The following is a 19,813-nucleotide window of genomic DNA, read 5'->3' on the forward strand; positions in this document are numbered from 1 at the left end:
TTTTATTTTCTTTTCTTTAGTTTGTAGTAAGCAGAGAAACTTGCCGGGATAAAGATCAAGGACCCAAAGGTTCCAAATCCAAGTCCCCAGGCCAAGGAAAGTGTCATTGGAATGAGAAGAGGATCCGATCCACCAATCGCATATGCTGTTGGGATCATACCGGCCATGGTTGTCATGGTTGTTACCAAAATAGGTCGGAACCTTTCAGAAGATGCGGTGATCAGTGAATCATACAACCCTTCTCCTTTCGCTTGGAATTCTTGGATGGTATCCACAAGTACGATGGATGCGTTTACAATCACCCCCGCAAGACCAATGATACCTATCATAGCAAGAAAACTAAGAGCCTTCCCTGAAATCAAAAATCCAAACACCACACCCACAAACCCTAAAGGAATGGATAACAAAATGAGGATTGGTTTTTTGATGCTATTGAATATGATCGCAAGGATCGCAAAAATTCCAAAGAGTGCGAGAACTCCCGCGATTAGAAGGGAAACCATGGACTTAGCAGTTTCTTCTTGTTCTCCTCTAAATTTAATTTTATAACCTGGATATTTTTTTCCAATATTTCCAAACTCATCTACAATTTTTCCATTCACAATAGAAGAACTTGTAACAGCTTCATTTACATCCGCAAGGACAGTGATTGCTTTTTCATAGTCATTATGATATAAAGCCTCTATCCCTTGTACCGTAGTTTTTGTAGTCACGGCTGTAATCGGTGTTAGGAGGCCAAATTTATTTGAAATTTGAATCGAATCTAGATCCTCAATTCCATCTCGAAATCTGTCATCATTTTGGATAATGATTCGAACTTCATCCTTTCCCTTACGAAGGTTAGATGCTTCGAGTCCATCCATAGCGGTGCGAACATAGTAGGCTGTAATTTCTGTATCGATTCCCGTTATGGCAGATGCTGTGTCTTTTACTCGAATTTGAATTTCTTCTCGTCCAGGTTTGTAATCATCATTGATGTTGATCACTCCCTCTTGTTTTTTAAGGAATCCTTGCATCTCGTTCGAAATCTGTTTTAATACTTTGTAGTCACGACCTTCGATGGCTACAGTCACCGCAGCACCGATGGGAGGGCCGTTCACAACCAAATCCACCATCACGGAAACAGCATTCGGTAATTTTTTTAAATCGGGTTCTAATTCTCCAAAAATTTCCTGAGCCGTACGATTACGTTCCGTTTCTGGAACCAGAATGATTTGTGCCATTCCCAGTTGTTCTCCAATCCGAGTTAATGGGTCGGTAGGATCCGTTTGTTGGATTCCTATTTTTAGAATGATACTTTGCACTTCCGATTTAGGAATTTTATTCAAAATGGGCTGAAAGTATTGCAGTTGTTTTGAGGTCTCTTGGGCAGAAAAATCAGGAGGAAATTCTGCACGAACGAGTACATAATCAATCCCTTCCTTTGGAAATAAATTGAAATTCATAAGTCCGACAAGTCCACAAGACGACAAAAACACAATGAGAATCAAACCTAAACTTAAGAAAGGACGTTTGACAACCCTTGTAATGAAACGTGTAAATCCAGATTTTAAAGACTCAAATCCATTGTCTAAAACCATACGAAACTTTTCACGGTGTTTCGAACGTTTTTTGACTTCATGTGATGTGAACTGCGCATACCGAACTGGAAGTAGTAAAAACGATTCAAATAAAGATAAGGTCAGAGCAACAATTACCATAAAGGGAATTTGCCAAATGAACTTCCCCATAATCCCAGACATAAATGCCATCGGTAAAAAGGCAGCGACTGTTGTGAGGTAAGAACCAATGATAGGAACAAACAATTCACTAGCTCCAAGGACAGCTGCTTCTCTTGAATCCATTTTTCTGGATCTATGTTTATAGATATTTTCAGAAATGATAATGCTGTTATCGACAAGCATTCCCAGGGAGATAATAATCCCAAGCATTGATACTAAGTTGAAAGAAACATCAAAGATAGGAAACGCAATCGTCGTAGCAAACAATGTCAATGGCAAAGAGAGACTTGTTAAAAGTGAATCTTTAAAACTAAAAAAGAGAATAAGAACCACAACAACCAAAAACAAACCTTGAAGTGAATTGGTAATTACCACATCCAAACGTTTGATCGCACGAGCACCTTCATTGTTTAGTTCCGTAAATTGAATATTTGCTGGAATTTGTTTTTTTAATTCTGCAATTCGTCCCTGTACTGCTTCTACAGTACGAATGATATCTGCACTGTCTTTTTTAATGATTTGAAGGACATAGGCAGGTTCCCCATTCACAACGGCAATGACCCTTGGCCTTTCATAAGTATCTTTTACATTGGCTACTTGTGATAAAAGAATCGTATTTCCTGTTTCATTCGAACGGATGGGAATATTTTTTATATCGTTGATTTCACTGATCTCTCCTGTGACCCGAATGTCTTGGGTGATGGGACGTAAAAAAGATCCTGCAGGAACACTGATGTTTCGTTTAGATATGGCATTGATGATATCGGAAAAACCAAGAGTGTATTTTTTTTTCAAGTCGGGATCCACACGAATCCGCCACTCTTCTTTTCGTTTTCCAAAGGCATCCACGCGAGATACCCCAGAAACTTTACGCATTTCATCTTCAATGAAGCGACCCATTTCCTGAAGTTCCATCTCATCCATAGCACCATGGATCGCAATTTCTAACACAGGAAAGTTGGAACTCTTTTGTTCCGTTACAATGGGTCTGTCTTTGACAGTGGATGGTAAATTGGTTACGCGGTCCACTGCACGTCTGATATCGTTTACAACACCATCTGGATTGTTGTGTTCTAAATCGATTTTGATACTGATATCGGATTCTGAGTTACGAGAAATAGAACGGACCGAATCTAAACCTTCCACCTCGCGTAACTTCTCTTCGATGGGAATGGTAACTTTTTTTTCCACATCGACGGGACTGGCACCAGGATAAACGGTAAGGACACGCACTTGACGAAAATTCACTCTCGGAAATGCTTCTCGTTTCATGGAAAGCACGGAGATCATTCCCGCAAGGAACAAAAAGATAAAAACCAAGTTAGCAACTAATGGTTTATAGACGAAGAAATGGATAATTTTTTTCATAAATATAATTCGATTTTAATCAACCTAGTAATCTTGAATGTTGGGTCAAGATGAAAAGAAATTTATTGACTTTGGTTTTCTGACTCGCGTTCTTTTAATACAGTTTCTATCACTTCCACAAAAACCGAAGTATCCTGTGCCCCACTCACCGCATACTTTCCACCGACTATGAAATAAGGAACCCCACTAATTCCATTTTGGTGGTAATAGGATATTTCTTGGCGGATATGTTCTTTGAGTTCTGGGTCTGCAAAAACGGCATCAAACTTAATACGATCTTGATAAACAGGCTCGGCTACTTTCCAAATGACTTCTTTATCTGTAAGGTCCTTTCCTTCGGTAAAGTTGGCCGAAAAAAATAAATCTACTAATTTAGCTTGTTCTTCCAAACTAGAAAGTCCGGCAACCAGTGCATGTAATACCAATGTGTTGGTAGCCTTTGGTATCGATTCAAATTGAAAAGAAATTCCTACATCCTTTCCTATTTGCGTGAGTCTTTGCCAAGCACCATCCAAACGATCCAAACTTCCAAATTTTTGTGTTAGGTGCTGTTTATAATCAATTCCTTCTTCGGGAATTTCGGGAGATAATTGAAAAGGCCTCCATCGAACTTGTGGATCGATTTTATTACCTACGGTTTGGAGGGCCAACTCCAGTTTCTTTTTTCCAACATAACACCAGGGACAAGCTACATCGGATACGATATCAATGGAAAAAGGTTCAGAGTTGGTTGACATTTAAGGTTAGACTCCGGTTCAATTAAGGTCTAAAACCAGAAATGGGAAAATAATGATGCTCACAAGAAAAAGATTTCTAATTAACAGTTTTGCCTCAGGTGCCTTGGTTTCCCTTTCCACAATACAAAATCACTTGTACGGTTATACCGCACAGGATTCGGCCAACCATAGGAAAGACCCCCTTGCCTATGCGGAATCGCTCGGGTTCACCAAACCTTTGGACCAGATCCTTGTCACAGCACTCCTTGCCCCCAATTCCCATAATTCCCAACCCTGGAAAATCAGGCGGGTTTCAGATTCTGAATTTTTACTTTTTGGTGATGGGGATAAACAACTCCAGGAAATTGATTCTTTGAACCGCCAATTGTTTCATACGCAAGGGGCTTTTTTAGAATTGGCTCATTTAACAGCCGATAAACTAATGTTTGATACTAAAATTACCTACTTCCCCAATGGGAAACCTAGTTCTAAAACATTCAATAGAAACCCAGTAGCAAAATTTGAAATCTTTCCTAAATCTAAATGTGTTCATGACTTCTTATTTGCCGGAATTCCTTCCCGCCGGATGAACCGTTCCGTTTATACGGGACCAATGATTACAGAAGAAGAGATGGATGATTTAAAAATGTTAACGGGACCCTCCAAACACAAAATACTCTTTCTCAATGATCCAAAAAAATTAGAATCCATCCTACCTCTCCTTGATTCTGCCTTTGCCATGGAAACCAATCGTACGGAATCCAATGAATTAAACCGTAAATGGTTTCGTGTATCCAAAGAAGACATCTATAAAAATAGAGATGGACTCACACTGGAAGGAAATGGACTTTCTGGAATCAAACTTTGGTTTGCCAAAACTTTTTTTGTGGATCTATCGAAAGAAGCCTGGCATTCTGAATCCTCCAAAGATGCGGGAATTCAAATGTTTAAAAACCAAGTGTATTCTTCTAAAGCTTTGGTATTCTTTATCACGGAAGGATCTGACGAAGAACGAACTTGGATTGAAACGGGAAGAGATTTTATGCGCTTCACATTGGCTTGTGCTGTGCGTAACATAACCTTCCATACAATGAACCAATCAGTGGAAGATTATCCAGAAAGTAGAATCTTCACCGAACAACTAAAAACGATTCTGGGGTTAAAACCAAAGGAACAAATCCAATTGATCGCACGAATGGGAAGAAGTTCCTATGAGTATGATTCCCCTAGACGCGAATTCGAAAGTTTTTTAGTTTAGAGAGTGGGAAAAGTAACCTCACCTGCTGATTCAAAAGCAGGTTTGGAAAATAAATACCCTTGGTAGAGATGGATTCCCGAATCTACTAATACTTTCAATTCTTCTATTGTTTCCACACCTTCCGCAATGACAGCAATCCCTATCTCACGACAAACACCTGCTATCGCATGGGTTAATTTTTGGGCCACAGAATTGAGATGAATGTTACGAATTAATTCCATATCGAGTTTGATGAGATCGGGTTGGAATTTCGCAAGTAAGTTCAGACCAGAATAACCAGAGCCAAAATCATCAATTGCCGTTAAAAAACCATATTGTTTGTATGCTTTAAATATTTTAATGATATGGTCGTGGTCTTGTACTTCTTCCCCTTCAGTTAACTCAAATACCAAACGATTGAGTGGAAACTGGTATTCTCGACTTGCCTCTAAAGTGGTACGAATGCATGTTTCCGGTTGGTAAATGGCATTGGGTAAAAAATTTATATTTAAATAGGAAGGAATTTGGATCTGGCTTGCGAGTTGGATTGCTTTGATTCGACATGCTTGGTCAAACTGGTATCTGTTCGTTGCATTGACTTTGGAAAGAATCGAATATGCAGATTCTCCAGTAATTCCACGCACCAAGGCTTCATGAGAATAAATCGTTTTTTTGTTCCAATCCACTATGGGTTGGAAAGCCATCGTAAAGGAAAAATCAAGGCCTGCTCCATTTCGGCATTCTGCACAGCTATATAATTTGGGAACTTTACCTTCTGGTATAGTAACGAGTTGGTCTTCGGGAAATTTAAATTTCATAATACCGTTGTGTAATTTAGACGAAATCTACTGATCCAAACGAATTTAAGCAATTAGAATTTGGGAAGTTTTCCGAGCACATACCAAACCACTACCAAAAATTGGAAGATGGCGGTGACGAGAAGGATGCTATATGGTTTGGCATTCACAGCCTTTAAAGAACCAATCCTTGCACCGAAAATCCCTCCAAAACTTCCTACTAGGGCAAGTTCCAAATGTAATTTTCCTTGCATAAAAAACAAAACACTCGTTCCAAAGGATGTAAGAAAAATTCCCAAGAAGGAAGTGGCCACTGCTTCCACGGGACTCATACGAAAGTAATACACAAAGAGGGGAACTGCAAGAAATCCTCCCCCGATGCCAAATAAAGAAGAAAACAAACCAAAAAAGATTCCTGTAAAAAGAACAATCAAAATGGATTTTGTGGAAAAAGAAAACGATTCCGCATGATTTATATTAGGTGGTTTCTCTGTAAAAGATTGGTAGTATTTCCTTCTTCTCTTTAAAGCGGTAATCAAATTATAAATGGCAAGGATTCCTAAAAAGAAAGTAAACACGATCAAATAAATGAATTCTGATAAAGGAATTCCGTAATACAACTGTTTGCCGAAATCTGTATCCTCAAACCTTCCGAATTTATATGCAGTGTATTGGGCCGACGGAATGGATGTGACTAACAAAAGGAAACCTTGTTTCCAGCGGATTTTATTGTTTTTGTAATAAACAAAAAGGCCAGAAAGAGAAGAAACCGGCATCTGTGCCAATGATACGGCAACTGCCTGAACGGCCGTAAGGTGAAAGAAACTATGGAAGAAGGGAGTGTAAATAAACCCTCCTCCCAATCCTAAAAAAGAGGCTAAATACCCAACTAAAAATCCAACTCCAAATACAACGATGATCCCAGGCCAAAATCCCCAGACAAAATCATGGTAAATTTGAAAGTTGAAATCCAACGGTTTTAGAAATGTTCCTTAGCATCCTCAAAGAACTTAAGTGTGGTTCTTTCAAACACTTCTCGTTCTGTTGCCGTTTCAAAATTGTACCAGGATATAGGAACAAAAAGTAACCACTGCGCATAATTTCGAAAGATATGATAGTCATAGGTTCCTACTTTTTTTCCATCTTTATAGAGAAGGTACTGCACATCATAACCATCTTGTGTAGACCAAGCAGGAAGGAGAGTTGCAGTCAGAGTAGAAATTCCAAGAAACACTGTCGCCTCAGGGGAAGGAGAACGGTAATTTACTTTCACATTCACTAAATATCCTGTCTTTGGTACGTCCACCCCTTCCACTGTTGTTTTAAAACGAGTTTTGTTTTGAAAGTAATTCTTGAGTGCTTCCCTTCCCCCTAAATTCATTTGGGGAAATGTTGGGAGTGCATAAACAAAGTTTGCATCGATTGTTTTTTCTTCGGAAGGAAGAGGAAGGATTTTAGGATGATCTTTATAACTGATCAAACAATTGGTAAATAATAAAAGTGCAACTGTTACGATCGCAATCGGTGTATTTTTAGTTTTGGCTATGGTCATGCAAACCTTCCTCGTCATGTCTTCTTTCTAATTCTTCGTACAATTCTTCTTGGTCTTCAGTAAAAAATAGTTCAAAACCAATTCTTAAACAAACAGGTTCATCCTCTATGGAAACATTACTAGGTAAAATCAAATTCATTACATAGAATGTATTGGATTCTGCTTCTTCTAAAAACCCTTCTGTGGCATCCCATTCATCAAAACCTTCTACATCGGGTTTCCGAAATTCTTTTAAAATTTCATCGAATGGTTCTGTGATGTAGTTAAATTCGCCAGATTCACTATCTATGATAAATTGAATGTGATGGCAACCAGGCCCCTCTTCTTCTAACGGACTTAAGACTAAACTACCGCAGGCTGGGCAATGGATGATGGGATCGATGGCTCCGCTCGGCCAATTGATATTGATGGTTTCGATCATAGGTTACAAACCTCAAGTCCCCATCCTATCGAGTCTCATTCATAGGGAAACCGGAATTTGTTTTTATTTATCAAAAAACCATTTAAAACTTACTAAGAAAAACCGAGATAGAATTTGCAATAAAACTGGGGTTCCATTTCTATCAAAAAAACAAATGGGGATTACTGCCGAATACCAATCTGCTTTTACATCCAGCTTTCAAGAATTTTTCGGAAATGCTAAAGATATTGGATGGGAACTTTACCACTTGAGCTCAGAACCAGAAAATGATTTTCCTTCTTGGCTTACCTTCACCATCAGAAATCCGTTAGGTGGCAGAGCACTTGTCTTTCGTTATCATCGTTTAGAGAATAAATTTTATGCACACCTCAAAGTCCAAGTGATACCAGGAGAAGAAAACTGGAGTCTAGACCAGTTATTTCATAAAAAAGGATACACTGATTTAGATGCTGATGATATCCTTTCTTCCGGTGGGGAATGGCTCTTTCATTCCCTTGCACGCCATTATTTCGGAATCATCATTTCTTTTTGTCCTAGAATCTTAGAGCCCGATTATTTTTTAGATTGAGATTTTTTATTTCGATCATCGGCAAGGACTTGGTTCCATAAAAATCCCCAAATGAAAAAAGTAGAGTTGATATAAGTATACAACATGAGTACCACCATTTTCGAAATCAAATCATAGGCTAAGGAATAGTTCACACCTACGTTTTTCAGTTTCAAATACCATTGGAATCCAAAACTCATTCCAAGAACCAGTAAGGAGGCAAAAATAGCTCCTGGTAAATTTTCCTTTAAAGTGGTTTTTGCTTTGGTAATATAAGCATAATAGAATGTAAATAATCCAACACAATACGGCAAAGAGATGAGAGAGACCGATAGATACGGATTGTATCTAAAAAAACCAAACCGGAACTTTTGAAACAAAAATCGTTCTGCGGCAACAAAACCAAAGGTAAGATAAAAATACAAAACAAGAAGTAGAAGTGAAATCACAAGCAAACGAAAGTTGATCCACTGGGAAGCGATAAAACCAACCTTGGTTTCGTCCCGAGAAATAAATCGAAGTGCTTTGGAGATCGTTCCAAAGATAGTCAAACTGGAAAAAAACGAAATCGCAATACTTACAGCGATCACATTATAACTTTTAACCTTTGTTAAATTCTCAACACTTTTGTCTATGGGTTGGAAAATGGGTGCTGGCAAAAATTTACCGATTTGGTCCGTCATTAAATTGATGGTTCTTGGATCCTGCAATAGACCAAGCAGGGTCACAAAGACAACCAGTAGGGGAAACAAAGTCAAAAGGAAGGTAAACGAAAGTTCCGAAGCAAGGCCATGGACATCGTACTGGTAAACTTCACCGAAAAATCGTCTGAGGCGTTTCATGCGGTCAGTTTGGAACTTGTCTGTATTTTTGTCTTATTTTTCTTGCAGTCTCATTTACCAAGGAAACCCTGGAAGAATCTCAGTGACGTACCTAAAAGGGGAAAACTTCCATGTCAGAAGAAAAAGAAAATAAGAACAAAAAAATCGCGAAGATGACTGTAGCCGAAATTGACGCTGCCATTAAAAAGTCTGTTGAAACCATGAACGGTGAATCAAGCCTTTATGTGAAACACCTTCGTGAAAGAAAAGAGGAACTTCTAGCTAAGAAATAAGGTTAGACCCTCCTAAATTCCCCGCCGCATTGGCGGGTTTTCATACCCTTTGATCCAATTCATCCAAATCCACCAACATTTCGGCCCCAAAGTCCTCTTTGAGGGATTCAGCTGGCATATCAAACCAGGATGTCGCGTTGCCATAGTCGGTCCCAACGGATCCGGTAAAACGACCCTTTTCCAGATGGCAGCCGGAAAGATGAAACCGGAATCCGGAGAAGTGATTCGTTCGAAAAATACGGTCCTTTCCCTTTTCCAACAGATCCCCGAATTTAGTCCTGAAACTTCGGTCATCGATACTGTCCTCGATGAAAACAAACTCTATGCTGAATATGATGGGAAACGAAAACAAATCGAATCCAAATTCGAAACCATTGATCATGAAGATCCTGCCTTTGAAGAACTCCTGCACGAACAAAGTGATCTAGAAGAATTTGCCCACTTACACGACTTACACGGTCTGGAAGCCAGAGCAAAAAAAATTCTATCGGGGCTTGGTTTCTCCACAACTGACTTCCTTCGCAAAACCAAAGAATTTTCACCGGGTTACCACCACCGCATCGGCCTTGCCATTGCCCTTCTCAATCCGCATAATTTATTACTTTTGGATGAACCTACAAACCATTTGGACGACAAAACCAAATCTTGGTTAGCTGACTTTCTTGTTTCACAAAACCAAGCCTTTGTTCTTGTGACCCATGATCCTGAATTTTTAAACCAAACAGTCGATACTATCATTGAAATCAATCCTCATGGAACATTTGAATTCCAAGGAAGTTTGGAAGAATTTTTTGAAGCAAAAAATGAAATCCAAGAAAAACTAAAAGCCCAATTCGAAAAGGAAGAAACTTATCTTAAGTCTCGAATGGAATGGGTAGAAAGATTTCGTGCCCAAGCAACCAAAGCAAGGCAAGTCCAATCGGTCATCAAACGATTAGAAAAAAGAGACCGAGTGGAAAATCCAGAAGAATCATTCTGGAACCAAAAGCCAGACTACCAATTTCAATTTGTCCCCTCGAGTAATATCATCCTTCGTTTAGAGAATGCCTCTTTTTCTTATCCTGATAAAAATACAGGAGTGAAAAAGAAAATCTTTGAAAATGCAGAGATTGAAATTTCAGCAGGCGACAAAGTGGCGCTCGTTGGTCCCAATGGTGCAGGAAAATCAACTCTCATGCGTTGTCTTTTAGAGAGACACAAACTAGATTCTGGTTCTCTCTATTATGGACCTAAAACCAAACTCGGATACTTCTCGCAAACACACGGCGAAGATTTGGACGAAAGTTTAAATCTTGTAGAAACGGTCATAAAAAAATACCCAGAACTCAGCGAAGAAAAAGCAAGGACCCTCCTTGGACACTTTGCGTTTCCCGGGGACGGGGTGTTTAAATCCGTAAAACACTTATCAGGTGGAGAACAAAGCCGCCTCCGGTTGGCCCTACTTGTCCAACATCCTACCAATTGTCTATTTTTGGATGAACCGACCAATCATTTGGACATAGTAATTCGGGAAGCCATCAAACGTTCCCTCATCGACTTTCCAGGAAGCCTACTCATCATCAGCCACGACCCGGATTTTATGAAGGGACTATGTAACCGCACCTTCCAACTCTCCGGTGGTGTTTTACAAAACCTAAATTGCAGTTTTGACGACTACCTCAAGTTCCATAAGGAAGATGAAAAGGAATCGCCGGCCCCAAATCCTTTGGGCAAAGCGAAGTTCGAGGAAAAAAAAGCAAATCCTCAGGCCAGCAAAAACAAACGGAAAAAATTAGAGAAAGAAATTTCCGATTTGGAAGTCCAAATAGAAAGACTGGAAAAAAATAAAAAGGACAAAGAGGAACTTTTACAGGATCCAGAGTTCTTTAAAAACAGAAGTTTTCAGTTGGAAATGGACACTTATAACGATATTAAAAGAGAAGTTGCTCTCCTTACGAAACGTTGGGAGGATGCAACGCAAGAACTAGAAGAAATGGGCGGAGTCACATAATGGTACCGGAAATTGATGTAGTAAGTTTTAAAAAACGTTTGGATGCACGCGCAGAAGGCAAAGATGATTTTTTTGTATTGGATGTAAGAAACCCAAACGAACAACAAATTGCTCTCGTTCCTGGTACAGACAAACTCATTCCCGTGAGTGAACTTGCTGCCCGTATCGAAGAGTTAAAAAGCCAAATCGATAAAGAAATATTAGTGTATTGCCGTTCGGGTGGAAGGTCGGGAATGGCTTGTGGAATTTTGGCCCAAGCTGGATTCAAATCCTACAAAAACGTAGCTGGGGGCACCTTAGCTTATTCCGACTTAGTTGATCCCTCCATGCAAAAGTATTAATTATGAAACCTACAGCCAATTTAAGAATTTTAGAACAACATAGTCTGATTCCTCCCTCTGTCATTATGGAAGAGTTTCCATTGACAGACCAAGCCTGTGAAGTCGTTGTCCGCACAAGAAGTGAAATATCAGACATCATCCACGGAAAAGACAATAAACGTATGTTAGTTGTTGTTGGTCCTTGTTCTGTACATGACATTGGTGCCGTAATGGAATACGCATCAAAATTAAAACCCAAAATTGAAGAATTCAAAAACGAACTCCTTATCGTCATGAGAGTTTATTTTGAAAAACCAAGAACTACTGTGGGTTGGAAAGGACTCATCAACGATCCCGATTTGGATGGATCTTTTCATATCAACAAAGGCCTACAACTTGCCCGCAAACTTTTGTTAGATTTAAATAATATGGGAATCCCTTGCGGAACCGAATTTTTAGATGTGATCTCTCCCCAATACATTGCTGATTTAGTAGCTTGGGGTGCCATTGGTGCTAGAACCACGGAAAGCCAAGTGCATCGTGAATTGGCATCTGGTTTGTCCGCTCCCATTGGATTTAAAAATGGAACGGATGGAAATGTACAAATTGCAGTAGATGCCATTCGGTCTGCGGGATCAAGTCACCATTTCCTTTCCGTCACCAACCAAGGGAGTAGTGCGATTTTTCGTACGGCGGGAAACAAAGACACACATGTGATTTTACGTGGGGGAAACAAAGGACCTAACTATGATGAGGCGTCTGTCACTGAAGTTTGTGCACAAATTGAAAAAGCCGGCCTTCCTGCAAAAGTGATGGTAGACTGTTCTCATGGAAATAGCCAAAAAGACTTTCGTAAACAACCCAGTGTGATCGATGCGGTTGCCGAACAATTTGCCAAAGGGAGCAATCATATCTTGGGTGTGATGATTGAAAGCCATCTCAAAGAAGGAAATCAGTCCATCGATGCCAAACCACTTGTTTATGGTCAGTCCATCACGGATGCTTGTGTTTCTTGGGAAACGACAGTTCCTATGCTCGAACGATTGGCAGAAGCGGCTAAAAAAAGAAAGTAAACCTTAAGTATCAGAAAAAACGTGGGTCTCCGCTGGATACTCACGTTTAGAAACTTCGCGGTGGTATAAATTCACCGCATCCTTCACTGCCCCACTGAGATTCCCAAATTTCTTCAAAAACTTAGGATGAAAGTCTTCATTCAGACCCAGTAAATCCTGCATCACAAGCACTTGACCCGAGGTATACTTTCCTGCCCCAATGCCAATGGTAGGAATGCGGATGGCTTCTGTTATTTCTTTGCCTAAGGATTCGGGAACCATTTCGAGTAACAAAGCAAAGGCGCCTGCTTCCGCGAGTTCTCTGGATTTACGGATCATTTTGGAACGAGCGGCTTCGGTTTTTCCTTGGACACGGTGTCCGCCGAGAGTGTGCACCGACTGAGGAGTAAGCCCCAAATGAGCAAAAACTGGAATCCCGGATTCTGTCATCCTTTTGGTAAGTTCGATGATAAAGTCAGAATCCCCTTCTAGTTTCACGCAAGAAGCATTGGTTTCTTTCAAAACTCGGCCAGCAGAACGGATCCCTTCTTCAATAGAGGTTTGGTAAGATAAAAATGGCAAATCGGCAACGATAGTTTTGTCAGGAGCTCCTTTACAAACTGCCTTAGTATGATAGATGATTTCATCCAGTGTGACAGGAAGTGTGGACTGGTTTCCTTGGATCACCATTCCGAGAGAATCCCCCACAAGCAAACAATCTACTTCGGTTCGGTTAAAAAGTGTGGCAAAGGTATAATCGTAACAAGTGATTACGGAGATGGGTTCTCCCGCATCGTATTTTTTTTTATACTGTAGAATAATGTTTTTCATGGTTTAGTTCCAAAAAGAGTGCATAAACTCCAATTTCTCCCATATCAGTTAACAATTGTTTTATGAAAGGTCTAGAATAAAGGGAATGATGAGGAAGGTGTAAAAAATCTGTTTTCATCACTACTGCTTCGTAGGTTAGGATATCGATATCGATTTCGCGAGGTCCCTTCCAAGACCTACGTTTGCGACCCAATTTGTCTTCAATTCCTTGCAATGAATCTAATAAACAAGGAAGTGTAAAGGCAGAAGATACCATCACCTTGATAATTTGATTTAAAAAATAAGGTTGGTTGGTATTTTCTAAGGGAGCGGTTTCCAATCTTTCCGATTGTTTTAAAATTTGAACTTCGGGCAGTGTTGAAATTTCCCAAATTGCCTGGTCCATAAAATGATGTCTGTCACCTATGTTGGATCCTAATGACAAAAAGGCAATGTTGGAATATTTCATGATCTTACCTCTTTACAAACTTAGTGCGATAGTCCGGACACTTTAATTCAATTTCTTTGGTCATTTCCATCAGTCGTGAATAAATGCGACCTTGGCCTCTGTCTCTCCATTCGACTAATGAATGGTTGGAAGTGAGAAGAGTGAGTTTCTCTTGTTCATAACGACTATCAATCAAATCGTATAACTTACGATTGTTGAATTCAGATTCCTTTTGGACACCAAAGTCATCAATGATAAGAACATCAACATTTGCAAATTCCTTTTCAATGGAACGTTCTTGTCCATGGGTTTCACTATCGGATTGGTAAGTATCGCGAATCGCTGATAAAAAGTCTTTGTTGACCTTTGCATATTTACAAGTGATCCCATAACGAAAGATAAGTTCGTTCAATATGACACAAGCGAGTAAGGTTTTCCCAGATCCTGTCCCACCCCAAAGATAAAATCCCTGTGGGGAAAAATCAGGGTTCTTAAATTTATGAACTAGTTCATTGGCCCAGTCATGTGCGATGATAAAGGACATATCAGGATCGTTCGCTGTATCTCCAATGTCAATTGTGGACAAAAATTGGAAACGGTACCGAGCAGGAATGTTTGCTTTTTCGACTAAATTCTCTAGGTTACGAAGGGAGAACCGGGCGTTGTGACAAACGCAAGGGAGCATTTTGTCCAATTTTCGGTCAAAAGTCATATAAGGGGGCTGCCCCTTCGACTCACAAGTGTTACAGTCGCTACCAATACAATGACATAGGACTAGAGCCCCAGAACGCGATCCTCGCACATGTTCTGCTAAGGTAATTCCGACCCCTCCACAGGTTTTACACTGCGGATTTCCGTCTCGGATGGAAGTAATTTCGGATAAATTCATCTCCAAGGAGCAATCTTCTTTAATTCACTAGGCTGTCAAGGAATGAGATTTTTTAGGTGTTTAAGGACTTATGTCCCTTTAAATCCAAGAGAATCGGAAGAAAAAGTTCATGATTAGGTTTTTTTCCGCATTAATTCGTTATTATTGACTCTTGCCATTCCGATACTTTCATTGAAGAAATAGATAAACCTATTCCTTCAAAATATTGAAAGAGACAAAAGGGTCACACGACTATGAAGATTATTAAGTATCTCCTTATTCTCCAACTGGTGTCCGGCTTCAGTGTGCTTTTCGCACAAACTCAGCCTGCGAACGCTCAAGATAGCCAAGCGGCTAAAGACCAAGTCGACGAACTTCTCAAAGGCGAACTCGTTCCTGAGAATGACGATGCGGAACTTACCGAAGACCAAAAGAAGAGAAAGAAAGAAATTATGGAACAGGAATCTCTTTGGAAGAATCCTGATTTTAAAGGGTATAACAAAACTTTCCAAGAGTTACACCAACTTTCTAAAACTTTCGCGAACAACCAATTCCGTTTGGCTCTTTCAAACTACCAATCCGGTATCAATACCGTTATGAAAAATAGAGATTGGGTTGAACAGTACCGCAAAGAAGAAGCTGAAAAGAAACGCTTAGATGAAAAATGGTACTGGCAAAAAGTAGATCGTAAATCCAGAGAAGAACGCGTAGTTTACCGTGAAAAAATGAAAGCGAAACAAGACGCTCTCAACTACTTCTCTAAAGCGATCAACCACCTTGACGAAATTAAAAACCCTGACTTAAGAGAAAGACCTGAGTTTAAAAGACTTCTTTCTGATGTTTACCGTTCTTGGGTAATGGCTGAGTATGACCTTCAAAATCTTCCTCAAACCATCCCAATTCTTGAACTTTACATCGAAATTGATGACAATGAGAAAGAATATCCTGCTCACAAATATCTAGCAAGTGCATACAGCTTCGAAGAAAACATGATCAAAAAGTCCAAAGGACCAGATGATATGCTCTTCAAGTATCGTTACAAAAAGAACGTTCACTTACTACGTGCCACTGAGTTAAAATATGGAAAGGATTCTCCTGAATACAAACATATTGTTAACGTAATCAACCGAGATGAGGTTATTTCGGTAGCACAATAATCCCGAAAACATCTCTTTCAATGAGAAAGCCCGGAATACAAACCGGGCTTTTTTGTTTTATTTGATTTCTTTTAAAACGGTTTTTGTTGGCATTCGAAAGAAACTAAAAAGTCCGAGAGCATACAAACTCACCGTTACAAAACAGATTCCCACAAACACTAAAGTGAGTTGTCCATAAGGATAAACACTTCTTAGCTCCAAAACAGATCTGTTTAGCACTTCATTGGAAACTACAGAATATATCAGTCCGAGTAAAAACGAAATGATAGAAACAAGCAGTGCTTCCCTTAAAAAATGTTTTACCATAAAACGACTGTTGGCACCTATCACACGCAACAATGCAAATTCACGTTTTCTTTCCGCTTGGCTTGCATATAACGTTGTAAATACGAGAACAAAAGATGCCGCCAGAATAAAGGCCGTCATCAGTGCCATCATCTGAGTCACTTTCTCCAAAATTCCCATAAAGGCTTGGATGGTTTTTTCCGTATCGATGACAGTGATATTAGGGAACTGATTTACGATTACCTTTTGTAATTGGTATCTGTCTTCGTTTGTATCAATCAGTAAGGAAACGATATAAAACCTGGGAGCTTTTTCTAAAATTCCTTTAGAAAATAAAACTACAAAGTTTGGTTTCATATCGGCCCAGTTCACAGAACGAAGGTTTGTAATTTTTCCTGAAACTTCACGGCCTTGGACATTAAAGGTAAGTTCATCCCCTACTCCCGCTTGCAAATATCCGGCAAAATCCCGTTCTACAGAAATTTCATTTCGGCCCGACTCATTCCACCAATTCCCTTTGGTTACCTCTTCTGTATCATACAACTCATCCCGATACGAAAGAAAGTATTCCCTAGTTCTCGCTGTAGCACGCCAATTGCGATCCATGGCATTTTTGATGGTATCTTCTTTTTTGATGGGTTCTCCATTGACTTTGGAAAGCCTTGCTCCAATCACAGGTGCCAAATATTGTTTTTCCACAGGAAAAGCTTTAATTGCCGTTAGTAGGTCATTCTTTTGTGTTTCTCGAATGTCTAGAAGAAACATGTTAGGCCTTCGTTCGATCTCCCTTGCACCGCTCAGTTCCAGTAAACTTTCTTGTAAGATAAGAGACAAAGTCAAAATAAACAAAGCAGACCCAAGGCCAATTATGGAAAGACGCAGTGCTCCTGACTTACGAGTTACTTTTTTAGTAACAAGGCTCCACTCTTTTGAAAGCCATCCCAGTTTTGAAATTTTTGTGATAAAGATTCCAAGAAGAATGTACAATCCGTACACAAGAACTGGTAAGGTTAACAATATCAGTGTAAAAAGAATCCCTTTGAATATACTTTCTGTTTCGAGGACTGCAAGACTTGTAAAAAGAATATAAATTAAAAGAAATGATCCGAATTGCCATTTGGATGTAGATAGATTGCCACTGGTTTGTGATTCTACTTCTTTCAATGCGGCAAGAGGTTTCACTGATCTTGTTTCTAATACAAGAGGAATGGAAATCAGTAACGGAAGTACAACACCAAGCACTACACTCCAAAGGATGGAAGAAAATGAGAATCCAAAAACTATCCCTGCTTCTACAGACATTAGCCCGCTGATATCAGGTAAGATAGATTGGATTCCATACCCAAGGCCAAGTCCAAGAGTGGTCCCGAAAATAGACAAAATCAAAATTTCAGCAAAGACCAAAAGTAAAATTACATTTGGTTTGGCTCCCAAACACATAAGGATTGCAATTTCATTTCGTTTTTCAAGTAACCTTGTTCTTACTGCTGTATAAACAGAGATGGCTCCTAAGAAAAAACCAGCAAGGGCCAGTAAGGCCATATAATCAAAAGTGTTTTTGATAAACTGTTGGGACCCAGAATTGACTTCCGTGTTATGATAGATGGTTAAATCTTCTTTGATCAGAGATTCAAATTCTTTGTCCTTCCAATCCAAACTGTCGATTGAATCTGGAAATTTTGCATAAATGGTATAACGAATGCGACTTCCGCGTTGTACAAGACCCGTTTGGTTTGCCGTATTTCTCAAAATGATGGATCCTGGAGCTGATCCCACAAAAGAACCTACGGCACCTGGTTCTTTCACAACAACACCAGCTAACACAAGTAAACTATCTCCCAAACGAACACGATCGCCAAGTTTCAGTTTTAAGTTCTCTACTAAAGATTTATCAAGTAAAACCTGGTTTGGTTTTAAATTCCGATACGCAAGCTCCGGTTCGGTTTTCATTTCTCCGTAAAACGGATAGTTTGTTTCGACTGCTTTGATAAAACTTAGGGAGTTCTCTTCCCCCGTTTCATTGGATATCATGGATAAAAACTGAATTGAAGCACTGGTTTCTGAGCCCTTGGGAAGGCTGGTTTCCACCAATTTTTCTGCAGTTTTGGTGATTTCTTGGGGAGATTGCAGGGCAATATCGGCCCCCATAATCAATTTTGCCTCACGTTTGATGGCATTTGCGGTATTGTCTTTATAGGAATGAATCCCAATCACAGAGCCAACACCGAGTGTAATCGATACTACAATCAGTAAAGAATACCGAAATCTTGAGAATAATTCCCTTTTTAGATAAAAGCGAAACAGAGATGCTTTCATCGACTTCCCTTCTTCGAAATGATGGTCGTTTTCTTCTGTTTGGTGGTCTTTTTTGTAGCCAATTTTCTGGAAGAAACCGATTTCCTTTTCTTTTGATTCCTTGAATCTGAAATAATTTCCCCATCTTTCATTTCCAACACACGATCGGCAAGTTTTGCCACATCAGGGTCATGAGTTACCACAACTAATGTGGTTCCTTGTTCTTTGTTTCTAAATAAAAGAAGGTCAAGAATGGTTTTGCTATTTTTAAAATCTAAGTTGGCTGTGGGTTCATCTGCAAAAATAATCTTAGGATCGTTTACAAAACTTCTTGCGATGGCAATTCTTTGTTCTTCGCCACCTGACAACTGTTTTGGGAAGTGAGTGGCACGATGGGACATAGATACTGATTCCAATATCTTTTCTGATTTTTTTAAAATCTCTGCTTCAGTCAGTGAAGATTTTAAGTATAAAGGGATCCCTACATTCTCAATTGCATTGAGTCCGGGAAGTAATTGGAAGTTTTGAAAGATAAAACCAATCCGATCTGCACGTAAATCAGCTAAATTCGATTCATTTTCCAAAGTCACATCGATTCCATCTAATGCAACTACCCCAGTATCAGGTTTATCTAGACCGGCCGCTACACCGAGTAATGTTGACTTACCTGAGCCAGACGGGCCTATAATCGCTACAAATTCACCTGTTTCAATGCGAAATGAAATATTTTTCAACACATCAATCGTTTCCGATTCATTGTGAAATGACTTGAACACATTTTTAAATTCCAACACTAGGTTTTTCCCCCAAAGATTTTATCGCCTAACAAAAGAGACATGACTAATAACGGGCATTTAATAAGAAAATCACCGCCTAACAATGATTTTTCAATTTTTTCCATAACAGTTATAATTTTTTTTATTTTCATTTTCGTTCCAACTATATTGCACAGATTGAAAAAAAATCTGACAAAAATTTACTTATCTTTTTGAGTGTACTTCCTAATTTTTTTTGACCCCAAAGGGTGGGTTTCATATAAAGTAACTTCATCGTAGTGTTTCCCCTCTCCCTGTTTTTGGGAATTTTGGGGAGTTATGAACAGCACTGTCGATAAG

20 protein-coding genes are annotated in these 19,813 nt (G+C 39.4%); 7 read left to right on the top strand and 13 right to left on the bottom strand.

From position 1 onward, the window contains the following. Positions 1 to 2: 2 nt before the first annotated feature. Positions 3 to 3,089, bottom strand: a complete 3,087-nt coding sequence (locus LEP1GSC203_RS02670; RefSeq protein WP_002972553.1) for an efflux RND transporter permease subunit — start codon at positions 3,087 to 3,089, stop codon at positions 3 to 5. A 62-nt stretch (positions 3,090 to 3,151) separates the two neighbouring features. Beyond that, positions 3,152 to 3,826, bottom strand: a complete 675-nt coding sequence (locus tag LEP1GSC203_RS02675; protein ID WP_002972372.1) for a DsbA family oxidoreductase — start codon at positions 3,824 to 3,826, stop codon at positions 3,152 to 3,154. Between the two features lie 52 nt (positions 3,827 to 3,878). On the opposite strand from LEP1GSC203_RS02675, the gene LEP1GSC203_RS02680 reads away from it, so the two are divergent. Then, complete coding sequence (locus tag LEP1GSC203_RS02680) at positions 3,879 to 5,063, top strand: Acg family FMN-binding oxidoreductase (protein WP_039937008.1); 1,185 nt, start codon at positions 3,879 to 3,881, stop codon at positions 5,061 to 5,063. On the opposite strand, the gene LEP1GSC203_RS02685 is transcribed toward LEP1GSC203_RS02680, so the two are convergent. The 4 genes from LEP1GSC203_RS02685 to LEP1GSC203_RS02700 are packed head-to-tail and all read right to left on the bottom strand — an operon-like array spanning position 5,060 to position 7,812. After that, positions 5,060 to 5,860 carry an EAL domain-containing protein gene (locus LEP1GSC203_RS02685; protein WP_002972597.1) on the bottom strand — a complete coding sequence of 267 codons (801 nt, stop codon included), beginning with the start codon at positions 5,858 to 5,860 and terminating at the stop codon, positions 5,060 to 5,062. The two genes, LEP1GSC203_RS02680 and LEP1GSC203_RS02685, sit on opposite strands and share 4 nt — an antisense overlap. Before the next feature lie 53 nt (positions 5,861 to 5,913). Then, positions 5,914 to 6,813, bottom strand: a complete 900-nt coding sequence (locus LEP1GSC203_RS02690) for a sulfite exporter TauE/SafE family protein (RefSeq protein ID WP_002972753.1) — start codon at positions 6,811 to 6,813, stop codon at positions 5,914 to 5,916. A gap of 5 nt (positions 6,814 to 6,818) precedes the next feature. Next, on the bottom strand, positions 6,819 to 7,391 hold the full coding sequence (locus LEP1GSC203_RS02695) for an LIC12231 family lipoprotein (RefSeq protein WP_002972523.1): 573 nt from the start codon (positions 7,389 to 7,391) through the stop codon (positions 6,819 to 6,821). After that, positions 7,372 to 7,812: a hypothetical protein gene (locus LEP1GSC203_RS02700; protein WP_002972507.1), complete on the bottom strand. Its 441-nt coding sequence runs from the start codon at positions 7,810 to 7,812 to the stop codon at positions 7,372 to 7,374. The genes LEP1GSC203_RS02695 and LEP1GSC203_RS02700 overlap by 20 nt, the downstream gene beginning before the upstream one ends. Positions 7,813 to 7,966: 154 nt before the next feature. Here LEP1GSC203_RS02700 and LEP1GSC203_RS02705 point away from each other — a divergent pair, with 154 nt between their 5' ends. Continuing rightward, positions 7,967 to 8,380: a hypothetical protein gene (locus LEP1GSC203_RS02705; RefSeq protein WP_039937010.1), complete on the top strand. Its 414-nt coding sequence runs from the start codon at positions 7,967 to 7,969 to the stop codon at positions 8,378 to 8,380. On the opposite strand, the gene LEP1GSC203_RS02710 is transcribed toward LEP1GSC203_RS02705, so the two are convergent. Then, positions 8,365 to 9,201, bottom strand: coding sequence for a YihY/virulence factor BrkB family protein (locus LEP1GSC203_RS02710; RefSeq protein WP_002972415.1), 837 nt, complete (start codon positions 9,199 to 9,201; stop codon positions 8,365 to 8,367). The genes LEP1GSC203_RS02705 and LEP1GSC203_RS02710 overlap by 16 nt on opposite strands. A gap of 110 nt (positions 9,202 to 9,311) precedes the next feature. Between LEP1GSC203_RS02710 and LEP1GSC203_RS19835 the strand changes: the two genes are divergently transcribed. From LEP1GSC203_RS19835 to LEP1GSC203_RS02725, 4 genes are read left to right on the top strand one after another with little or no spacing between them, the layout of a single operon-like run. Continuing rightward, complete coding sequence (locus tag LEP1GSC203_RS19835; RefSeq protein ID WP_002972752.1) at positions 9,312 to 9,473, top strand: hypothetical protein; 162 nt, start codon at positions 9,312 to 9,314, stop codon at positions 9,471 to 9,473. 49 nt (positions 9,474 to 9,522) lie between these two features. Next, positions 9,523 to 11,463, top strand: a complete 1,941-nt coding sequence (locus tag LEP1GSC203_RS02715) for an ABC-F family ATP-binding cassette domain-containing protein (RefSeq protein WP_002972696.1) — start codon at positions 9,523 to 9,525, stop codon at positions 11,461 to 11,463. After that, positions 11,463 to 11,804 (top strand): rhodanese-like domain-containing protein, encoded by a 342-nt coding sequence (locus LEP1GSC203_RS02720; RefSeq protein ID WP_002972274.1) that lies wholly within the window; start codon positions 11,463 to 11,465, stop codon positions 11,802 to 11,804. The genes LEP1GSC203_RS02715 and LEP1GSC203_RS02720 overlap by 1 nt, the downstream gene beginning before the upstream one ends. 2 nt (positions 11,805 to 11,806) lie before the next feature. Further along, positions 11,807 to 12,856, top strand: a complete 1,050-nt coding sequence (locus LEP1GSC203_RS02725; RefSeq protein WP_002972498.1) for a 3-deoxy-7-phosphoheptulonate synthase — start codon at positions 11,807 to 11,809, stop codon at positions 12,854 to 12,856. A 3-nt stretch (positions 12,857 to 12,859) separates the two neighbouring features. Here LEP1GSC203_RS02725 and panB read toward each other — a convergent pair whose 3' ends face one another. From panB to LEP1GSC203_RS02740, 3 genes are read right to left on the bottom strand one after another with little or no spacing between them, the layout of a single operon-like run. Next, positions 12,860 to 13,666: a 3-methyl-2-oxobutanoate hydroxymethyltransferase gene (gene panB / locus LEP1GSC203_RS02730; RefSeq protein WP_002972392.1), complete on the bottom strand. Its 807-nt coding sequence runs from the start codon at positions 13,664 to 13,666 to the stop codon at positions 12,860 to 12,862. After that, positions 13,641 to 14,114, bottom strand: coding sequence for a 2-amino-4-hydroxy-6-hydroxymethyldihydropteridine diphosphokinase (gene folK, locus LEP1GSC203_RS02735; RefSeq protein WP_002972700.1), 474 nt, complete (start codon positions 14,112 to 14,114; stop codon positions 13,641 to 13,643). Before folK ends, panB begins: the two co-directional genes overlap by 26 nt. A 4-nt stretch (positions 14,115 to 14,118) precedes the next feature. Then, positions 14,119 to 14,982, bottom strand: a complete 864-nt coding sequence (locus LEP1GSC203_RS02740) for an ATP-binding protein (protein ID WP_039937012.1) — start codon at positions 14,980 to 14,982, stop codon at positions 14,119 to 14,121. A gap of 233 nt (positions 14,983 to 15,215) precedes the next feature. Here LEP1GSC203_RS02740 and fcpA point away from each other — a divergent pair, with 233 nt between their 5' ends. Continuing rightward, entirely contained in the window at positions 15,216 to 16,118 is a 903-nt protein-coding gene (gene fcpA, locus LEP1GSC203_RS02745) for a flagellar coiling protein FcpA (RefSeq protein WP_039925880.1), read from the top strand. Between the two features lie 57 nt (positions 16,119 to 16,175). Here the strand turns inward: fcpA and LEP1GSC203_RS02750 are convergent, their stop codons facing one another. The 3 genes from LEP1GSC203_RS02750 to LEP1GSC203_RS20075 are packed head-to-tail and all read right to left on the bottom strand — an operon-like array spanning position 16,176 to position 19,626. Further along, positions 16,176 to 18,719 (bottom strand): ABC transporter permease, encoded by a 2,544-nt coding sequence (locus LEP1GSC203_RS02750; RefSeq protein ID WP_002972801.1) that lies wholly within the window; start codon positions 18,717 to 18,719, stop codon positions 16,176 to 16,178. Further along, positions 18,716 to 19,492, bottom strand: a complete 777-nt coding sequence (locus LEP1GSC203_RS02755; RefSeq protein WP_039937015.1) for an ABC transporter ATP-binding protein — start codon at positions 19,490 to 19,492, stop codon at positions 18,716 to 18,718. Before LEP1GSC203_RS02755 ends, LEP1GSC203_RS02750 begins: the two co-directional genes overlap by 4 nt. Continuing rightward, the gene (locus tag LEP1GSC203_RS20075) at positions 19,492 to 19,626 is read right to left on the bottom strand and encodes a hypothetical protein (RefSeq protein ID WP_002972432.1); all 135 of its coding nucleotides are present in this window, start codon (positions 19,624 to 19,626) and stop codon (positions 19,492 to 19,494) included. The genes LEP1GSC203_RS02755 and LEP1GSC203_RS20075 overlap by 1 nt, the downstream gene beginning before the upstream one ends. Between the last annotated feature and the right edge of the window lie 187 nt (positions 19,627 to 19,813).

The sequence above is a fragment of the Leptospira terpstrae serovar Hualin str. LT 11-33 = ATCC 700639 genome (genome assembly GCF_000332495.1).
Taxonomy (GTDB): Bacteria; Spirochaetota; Leptospiria; order Leptospirales; family Leptospiraceae; genus Leptospira_A; species Leptospira_A terpstrae.